Here is a 7987-nt window from a genome sequence, read left to right on the forward strand (position 1 = left end):
CGTTGGTCTAGAGCGGTGCCCTGGTCAGTCATTCAGGGTTAACTTTCTAAATTCAGTTATCTAAGGTCAGCAAATGCACAAGACGAGCCGCCGCTCTGGCGGTACGGCTGTCGATATCCAGGCTGGGGTTGAGCTCTGCCAAGTCCGCCAGGCGAAGCTTGCCGCTGTCACGCACTGCTTCAATCAGCGGCTCAATCAAGGCAAGCGAAACACCGCGTGCGGCAGGCGCACTGACGCCAGGGGCTTCGGCAGCAGGGAGCACATCCAGGTCAATGGTTAGGTAAAGGTGGTCGCATTTGGCGATGAAGCGCTGCATGTCTCTAACGATAGAATCAAGGCGTAGCGCATCGATCTCGCGATCTTCCCGAACCAGTGTTCCGAGCGCGGCGGCGCGGGTAAATAAGGCGCGCGTATTAGCAGCGCGGCTTACCCCCAGGCAGGCATAGCGAAACGACCAATCCCACTCTTGGCACTTATCGGCAATCTGGGCGAAGGGGGTGCCTGAGGAGCGAATATGCGCTGGATCGCGCAAATCAAAGTGCGCGTCCAGGTTTATGATGCCAATCCGCGGTGGCGCCGTGTTTGGCATAAAAAACTGCGCCAGACCCAGCCAGCTGGCATAGGCCACTTCATGCCCGCCACCCAGCACAATGGGCAGATGGCCAGCGGTTAATAATGACGTCAGCCGATCAGCAAGCGTCTGTTGCGCTGCCTCTAACCCATCATCAACACAGCGCACATTGCCAGCATCGTAAGCAGGCGCTGTGCGATGCCAAGCCAACGGCGCCAGCGCACGGCGTAACGCATTAGGGCCTTCAGCAGCGCCGGTGCGGCCCTGATTGCGCGCAACACCTGCATCACTTTCGAAGCCCAGCAGTGCACACCCCGGCACGGCGTTGTTGGCTAACGGCTCAATACGCTGATGCCAACGGTCACTATCGGGTTCAGGATCCGTGCGCCCCTGCCAGAGCGACATATCAATAGACGTATCAGCGGCCATGGGTTAACTCCCCCTGGTAGACGCGCTGCCGTAGGCGGCCTGGCTGTACTGCATATGCCAGTTCAGCGGGGGTCTCAATATCCCAAACACACAAATCAGCTACCGCGCCTTCGTGAAGCTGCCCCTGCCCTTTCAGCCCTAGCGCGGCAGCTCCATTGGCGGTCATCCCCGCCAACGCTTCCTGGGGCGTCATGCGGAACAGCGTACAAGCCAGGTTGAGCATTAACGTGGGCATAAATATCGGCGAGCTGCCTGGGTTGGCGTCGGTAGCAACAGCCATCGGCACCCCCGCTTCGCGCAGCCCCGCAATGGGCGGCTGCTGCGTTTCACGCAAGGTGTGGAAAGCACCGGGAAGAATGACAGCCACGCTGCCTGCCTCGCGCATGGCTGCAATGCCGGCGTCGTCAAGATACTCAATGTGGTCAGCTGACAATGCGCAGTGGCGGGCTGCCATCGCAGCGCCCCCCAAATTTGAGAGTTGCTCGGCATGTGCTTTGATGGGTAAACCATGAGCTTGGGCGGCTTTGAAAACCCGCTCACACTGCGCTACTGAAAAGGCGATTTTTTCACAAAAGACATCGACGGCATCGGCCAGCCCCTCGGCCGCTGCGGCAGGAATCATTTCATTGCAGACCAGCTCGATATAGCCGTCGCTATCGTTCTCATACTCCGGCGGCAAGGCATGGGCACCTAACAGTGTCGTCAACACGTGCACTGGCAACTCTTCACCTAGGCGCCGGGCCACCCGCAGCATTTTCAGTTCATTAGCCACGTCCAACCCATAGCCCGACTTGATCTCGACTGTAGTGACGCCTTCCTCAACCAGCGCTTTAAGACGTGGCAAAGCAGCATTGAAGAGCGTTTGTTCACTCGCTTCCCGCGTCGCCAACACGGTACTCAGAATGCCCCCGCCACGGCGGGCAATCTCTTCATAACTGGCGCCTTCCAAACGCGCCTCGAATTCGTCGGCGCGCGCGCCGCCAAACACCAAGTGGGTATGGCAATCCACCAAGCCGGGCGTCATCACGCCGCCCCGCCCCATATCATGGCAACCATCCGCCTGTGACTCATCGAAGCCATCCATGGGCGTCATGGTGACGACACGCTCACCTTGAGTAATGACGGCCATAGGCTCCGGCAACGTTTTCTGACCATCGAAGACACTGATATAGCGCCAAATGTAGCGTCGTTTGTTATTAGCCATGGAGGTCTCCTTGGAGCAAACATAATGTATATACAATTAAGCCCATACCGGATTACTTCGTCAAGCCATGAACTAAGCAAATAAGCAGTTGCAAAGTTCAAAAGAAACGTCGAAAAATAATAAAAATATTTTAAAAACAAATATTTAAATCAAATAATCACCAAACAACAGATCATATAACATCCACCCCACTAGACTAATGTCTATTGCCAAGTGCTATGCGCAAATGCTGTATGAGGCTAGCTTATTGTATATACATAAAAGAAACCCAAGTCATCGGAACGATAACCACACAATTAGAGGCCTCCCCATGCAGCCCATAAACCCGCCCACCAAGCAGCGAACTAGCGCTGCCACTATCTTTAAACTGTTTGTGCCTAGCGCTCTGGGCATCCTGATCTTCTTTGTTCCCATCGAGCTAGGAGGACGCCGCACTATCCTGCTTGACCACATGGTCACCGGACTGCGCTCTTTGATGGGGGAATACAGCGGCATTTATGCGTTAGTGATGATCGTGGCGGGCGCTGCCTACCCACTGTACAAAGGCTATTGGCGGCGAACAGTGACCGAAAGCATTTTTACCGTGCTGAAAATCATTGGCGTCGCTGTTACCATAATGGCGTTAACGGGTTGGGGACCTGCGTTTCTGCACGAACCGGATATGCTGCCCTTCCTGTTCGAGAAACTGGTGATTCCGGTAGGTTTGATCGTACCAATCGGCGCTATTTTCCTGGCGCTGTTGATCAGCTACGGGTTGCTGAAATTGATTGGCGTACTGGTTCAGCCGGTCATGCGGCCCATTTGGCGAACCCCTGGGCGCTCGGCAATCGATGCCGTTGCTTCTTTTGTAGGTAGTTACTCGATCGGGCTATTGATTACCAATCGGGTTTATCAAGCGGGACAGTATTCAGCCCGGGAAGCCGCCATCATTGCCACTGGTTTTTCCACGGTGTCGGCAACGTTCATGATCATCGTGGCCCGTACGCTAGATCTGATGAGCATTTGGAATTTGTACTTTTGGCTCACCCTGTTGATTACGTTCATCGTCACGGCTATCACGGTGCGGCTGCCGCCTCTGGCAAACATGGATGACCACAAGAGTGACGGAGAACCGGAGCCAATACCGGGGAAGCGTTTGAGCACGGCCTGGCAAGCAGGTACGGAGATTGCAGCCAAAGCGCCCAGTCTTCACCGCAGCGTAGCGCTCAACTTTAAAGAAGGGTTGATAATGGCCATCAGCATCCTACCGTCGATCATGTCGGTAGGCCTGCTCGGGCTTCTCATCGCCAAATACACGCCTTTATTTGACTGGTTGGGATGGCTGTTTTACCCCTTTGTCGCCATTTGGGGGCTAGACGATGCTGCAGCGCTAGCGCAGGCATCTGCTTCTGGGCTGGCGGAAATGTTCTTACCGGCTCTACTGATGGCCGAAGCTGAATTCGTCGCCCGCTTTGCGGCTGGCGTGGTGTCAGTATCCGCCGTGCTGTTTTTTTCTGCTTCCATCCCCTGCATTCTTTCTACCAGCATTCCGCTTTCCGTAGGCCGCATGTTGATCGTGTGGTTCATTCGCGTGGCCTTGAGCTTGCTACTCGCGATACCCACGGGCTACTTGGTGCAGTCACTGACCAGTTGAATCCCAGTATTAACGAGATGCCACGAGGTCGAACAACGAGGTCGAACAAACCGGCCTCGCTGGGCTCTTGCTTTGCTTCAATTTAAGCGCTTTTTCTTTGCAGGGAGGAGCGTAATTTATAGCGGTCTCCAGGGTGGATCAGGCGCGCATAGCTAATCAAGTGCTCTTCAGACCAGGTACGCCGCACCATGCTCAAGCAAGGCGTCTGGGTATCGATACTTAGCCATTTTGCAGTTTGCTCATCCACCAGCACCGCCTCAACGATGTGTTCCATATCCGTCATAGGACAGGCGGCGACCAGCACCTCGTTAGGCGTATGGCGTGAAAAATCGGTGTCAAGATAATCAGGCACCCAGCGTGGGTTAACGTAGCGGTTCTCAAGCTGAATCGGAATGTCATTCTCATAGTGCACCAACAGGGTATGAAAAACCCGACTCCCAAGCCTCACGCCTAACCGCAGCGCAACTTCATCATCTGCTTCAATCGCCTCTTGGGTGATTACTTTATTGCTGTATCGATGCCCACGCGAAAGCACTTCTTCGGCAATGTTGTATACCTCCACCAAAGAGGACTCAACCTTACGGTCGGTAACGAAGGTGCCGACACCGGGTTGACGCACGAGGTATCCCTGCTGCACTAAATCTCTAATGGCTTTATTGGCCGTCATCCGGCTCACGCCAAAGTCTTTCGCCAGCCGCTCTTCCGTAGGTATCTGATGATTCAGTTGCCAATCTCCGCACTGAATCTTATCCAACAGATGTTGACGGATCTGCTGGTAGAGAGGAGGACGCGTCATGAAGCTCCTTTTCGATTAAGACCGTTTGTCTATACAGCTATCTTACTAGCCTTGGTTAACAAAGCACACTGCTGCCAGGTCAACGCCATTGACCAATCATGCGTGTAGCGCAAACGCCACACACGGCTGCTTGTGCTGCATCACAATGAAGCTGGTTCACTTCACTTCGCTAACCTGTACGTGTTCTCGCGGTCTGGAGGAGATCGTTGATAGCTTCGAGTCATTCATTTATTTTGAATGGGGAAAAAGCACATTATCTAGCGCGTCTGAACCTTTTCAGCTTTTACGCCAAATAATAAAAAGCGACCTGAACAAAGCTCAGATCGCTATCTCCATCATTTAGCATGAATAACCAAAACCTTTGGACATGTGGAGCTTGTACCAACCTCACTCACCTTTTTGCTGGCTTGCCTCCAGGTGGCGCAACTCCCGATCAAGCTGACTCATTGCAGCCTCTAGCTGACGCTTCACCTCGCTGAGGTTTCTATAATCGCTGTTCGGCATGGTTTCCTTCTCCTCATACCCCACCCTTTCGAGTGCTTTTTCTCGACCATCTAGCTCAACCGTGCGGAGCAGCCTGGCGACTATCTCAGCATTCATGGATCGATGGTTAGTGTCGGCAGCCTCTTTCAACCAGTCCCGTAACTCGGGCGGCATACGGAGTTTGTACTGTGTGTGGGTATCGTGAGTTGTCATTTCTTAATGATGAACCAGACCGGTTCTTTACAGCAATGGCACCCATCGGGTACCATATGGGACCCATTGGGTTCATTTGGCAAATCCAGTAGGTTACACAATTCAAAAGACAGCTTGAGACAGAGCTAAAACCACGGTTTTAGAGCAAAGCTCAGAACACGTGCTTCGCCTGAAATGGCTAGTGAGTCAGGTGGAACGAGAAATGAAGCAGCTTAAGGAAAAAAGCTATGCATAATGCCAGCTATATTCATGACCTAGAGAATATGTGTGAGTTAATTCAAAACGGAATGTCTACCGATGAAGAGGCGGTATACCTAACTTTATCCATTTCACATATAGCCATTAGCTTTGCCCCAATGGATAACAAATCCACATCAGAAAAAGAAGTAGAAGTAAAAATCAAAAATATTGATAAAGCAATGGCATTAATTGCCAAAGCTTACAACGTGCTTGGTAATTATCCAGAATTACAGTTGCAACTAGGAAAGCTACACAGCCTTTTCAAGGTATTACTAATACAACAGCTAAGTTGTGGCATAAAACTTAACGACATAACGCGCAAGGCTAAGCACAGCAGACATACTACTAACCTACCACTCGGAGGTCACATAGAAGACAACACCGTAAAACTGGAAAATACCACGGAATCGATTTGCTACATCACTGGCGACTTGAGACCTAAGGAATAATTTTCTGTTACTACCTCCCTGAGTCATATGGGGTTGTCGTTGCCATTAGCCGAAGGAGGTCAGTGAAAAAAGGTAAGCTCCAGCCCCCCTCAAGCTCAAGCTCTGGCATGCAGCTAGCCGCAACTCCACAGGCCAACATCCATCCAAGCAATAGATCCCCTGCCCTGATTCAATGAACCGGTCAACATCACACCTAAAGCTGGTAAACCCCCGCCGGCCGAGAACTACCGTATCAAATGCATCGGCAAAGGCTCGCCTGATCCTGGGTAAAAACTTTTGTCTTGCATAAGCAAAAAAGCCGCTACGGGAGCAGCGACTTTCAATTAAAAATAAAAACACCATAAAATCATCATTTTCTATTACTACAATAAATATCACTCAAACACGGACTAGCTTCAGCAAAGGTTCAAAGGAATACATTGCTGGCCGCCGTCCTGATGCTTCTTCGACTGTACGTATAATGTCATTATCTAGCATAATCCTAGTAAATCTTGCAGCAGTAGCAGCCGGAATACCGCTTTGTGAAGTAAACTTATTATTACGAAAAACAGGATTCGTGAACACAAAATCTAGAGCAGTGACGCTCCATTTTGAAGACAACAGCTCAGCAAATAAAATCTTCATTTCTTCATATAAATTCCTTATATTTTCAGCAATAGTTAAATTTCTTATTGCCTGTTGCTCTACCGCTTCTAAAAAGAACGAGCACCATTCATCCCAATCCCCTGTCTCTGATACTCGCCTCATCGTATCAATGTACTCATCCTTATTTTCTTCAAAATATCCGCTGATATAAAAGTGAGGTGCTGAAATAGTTCCGTATTTCCATAACATTAACGTTATCAACATCCTCCCAATTCTTCCATTACCGTCCTTAAACGGATGTAAGGCCTCAAACTCTATGTGCGTCAATGCTGCTTTAACGAGAGAGGGGCTGGGGTCTTCATTGATATACTTGAACAAAACATCTAAACCATCCTGCAGTCGCTCTGGACTAACGGGAATAAAAAGTATTTTATTTTTATTCCTATCAGCCAAGTAATTTTGCTCAACCTTAAACTCTCCTGGTGACTTTGATGCTCCTCTACCAAATGATAAAAGACGCTGATGTATCCCTTTAAGCAATGATTGAGAAACTGGATACCCATCATTCAGTGCTTTTTGGGCGGCTTTTAATGCCCTCTGATAAAGTATTGTTTCAATAACCTCAGATCTTACACTTGATGTATTAGCTGTCTCATTTTCATGATCAGCCTCATATTGCAAGATCTCATCCATCGTACTAACAGTACCCTCCATCCTAGAAGAGATAACTGCTTCTTGATTTCTTAAAGGGGCAAGTAATATTTCACTATTATGCATATTTTTCAGCATTTGATCATAGCGTGCAACTGCGTCAGTCGCTTTTATAAGCTTGTCCACAAACCTACTATAATCTATTTTTCGAGGTGGAAATTTATCGTAGTGATAATTCACAGCTTCGTCTAAATTTAAATCCATATCACTTGCCTCTCATATTCACACTTTTTTTAACGCCAAACATAGTACATCATATTTATCAATTTTTGAGAGTCAACATTTTTTCAATAACTCTATGCATTACAGCTTATGAGGCACAGCTTAGATTAGAATCTCACTTTTAGAATCTTATGAGATTGTAGCTATTTTGACGTGCATCTGCGCAAACCTACGACGCTAGCTTCTCACTTTTAGAAAATTATGAGACTGTAACTATCTTGACGTGCATCTGTGCAAACCTACGACGCTAGCTTCTCACTTTTTGTAGATTATGAGACTGTAACTATCTTGACGTGTATCTGTGCAAGCCTATGACGCTAGCTTCTCACATTTAGACACTTATGAGACTGTAGCTATCTTGACGTGCATCTGTGCAAGCCTACGACGCTAGCTTCTCACTTTTAGAAACTTATGAGGCTGTAGCTATACTGACGTGTAACTGCGCAAACCT

Annotated in this window: 7 protein-coding genes; 2 read left to right on the top strand and 5 right to left on the bottom strand. The window is 49.3% G+C overall.

The genetic code is table 11. The features are described 5' to 3' along the window. Nucleotides 1-52: 52 nt before the first annotated feature. Together hutG and hutI are read right to left on the bottom strand one after the other, a co-directional pair. Nucleotides 53-1000, bottom strand: a complete 948-nt coding sequence (gene hutG / locus K7H09_RS05755; protein ID WP_230804051.1) for a formimidoylglutamase — start codon at nt 998-1000, stop codon at nt 53-55. Further along, on the bottom strand, nt 990-2204 hold the full coding sequence (gene hutI, locus K7H09_RS05760) for an imidazolonepropionase (protein ID WP_089692061.1): 1215 nt from the start codon (nt 2202-2204) through the stop codon (nt 990-992). The genes hutG and hutI overlap by 11 nt, the downstream gene beginning before the upstream one ends. Before the next feature lie 310 nt (nt 2205-2514). On the opposite strand from hutI, the gene K7H09_RS05765 reads away from it, so the two are divergent. Beyond that, nucleotides 2515-3837, top strand: coding sequence for a YjiH family protein (locus K7H09_RS05765; protein ID WP_089692057.1), 1323 nt, complete (start codon nt 2515-2517; stop codon nt 3835-3837). A gap of 82 nt (nt 3838-3919) precedes the next feature. Here K7H09_RS05765 and hutC read toward each other — a convergent pair whose 3' ends face one another. Continuing rightward, entirely contained in the window at nt 3920-4633 is a 714-nt protein-coding gene (gene hutC / locus K7H09_RS05770) for a histidine utilization repressor (protein ID WP_089692053.1), read from the bottom strand. Between the two features lie 387 nt (nt 4634-5020). After that, nucleotides 5021-5329 (bottom strand): Arc family DNA-binding protein, encoded by a 309-nt coding sequence (locus K7H09_RS05775; RefSeq protein ID WP_035539112.1) that lies wholly within the window; start codon nt 5327-5329, stop codon nt 5021-5023. 227 nt (nt 5330-5556) lie between these two features. Here K7H09_RS05775 and K7H09_RS05780 point away from each other — a divergent pair, with 227 nt between their 5' ends. Next, complete coding sequence (locus K7H09_RS05780; protein WP_022524087.1) at nt 5557-6018, top strand: hypothetical protein; 462 nt, start codon at nt 5557-5559, stop codon at nt 6016-6018. 378 nt (nt 6019-6396) lie between these two features. Here the strand turns inward: K7H09_RS05780 and K7H09_RS05785 are convergent, their stop codons facing one another. Continuing rightward, nucleotides 6397-7518 (bottom strand): Fic family protein, encoded by a 1122-nt coding sequence (locus K7H09_RS05785; protein ID WP_022524088.1) that lies wholly within the window; start codon nt 7516-7518, stop codon nt 6397-6399. Nucleotides 7519-7987 lie beyond the last annotated feature (469 nt).

The organism is Halomonas sp. IOP_14, from assembly GCF_021021315.1.
GTDB classification, from domain to species: domain Bacteria; phylum Pseudomonadota; class Gammaproteobacteria; order Pseudomonadales; family Halomonadaceae; genus Vreelandella; species Vreelandella titanicae.

What these genes read in the sequence shown, in the direction of transcription:
- K7H09_RS05780 (WP_022524087.1), top strand. Translation starts at nt 5,557, where the DNA reads ATGCATAATGCCAGCTATATTCATGACCTAGAGAATATGTGTGAGTTA.
- hutC (WP_089692053.1), bottom strand. Translation starts at nt 4,633, where the DNA reads ATGACGCGTCCTCCTCTCTACCAGCAGATCCGTCAACATCTGTTGGAT.
- K7H09_RS05765 (WP_089692057.1), top strand. Translation starts at nt 2,515, where the DNA reads ATGCAGCCCATAAACCCGCCCACCAAGCAGCGAACTAGCGCTGCCACT.
- K7H09_RS05775 (WP_035539112.1), bottom strand. Translation starts at nt 5,329, where the DNA reads ATGACAACTCACGATACCCACACACAGTACAAACTCCGTATGCCGCCC.
- hutI (WP_089692061.1), bottom strand. Translation starts at nt 2,204, where the DNA reads ATGGCTAATAACAAACGACGCTACATTTGGCGCTATATCAGTGTCTTC.
- K7H09_RS05785 (WP_022524088.1), bottom strand. Translation starts at nt 7,518, where the DNA reads ATGGATTTAAATTTAGACGAAGCTGTGAATTATCACTACGATAAATTT.
- hutG (WP_230804051.1), bottom strand. Translation starts at nt 1,000, where the DNA reads ATGGCCGCTGATACGTCTATTGATATGTCGCTCTGGCAGGGGCGCACG.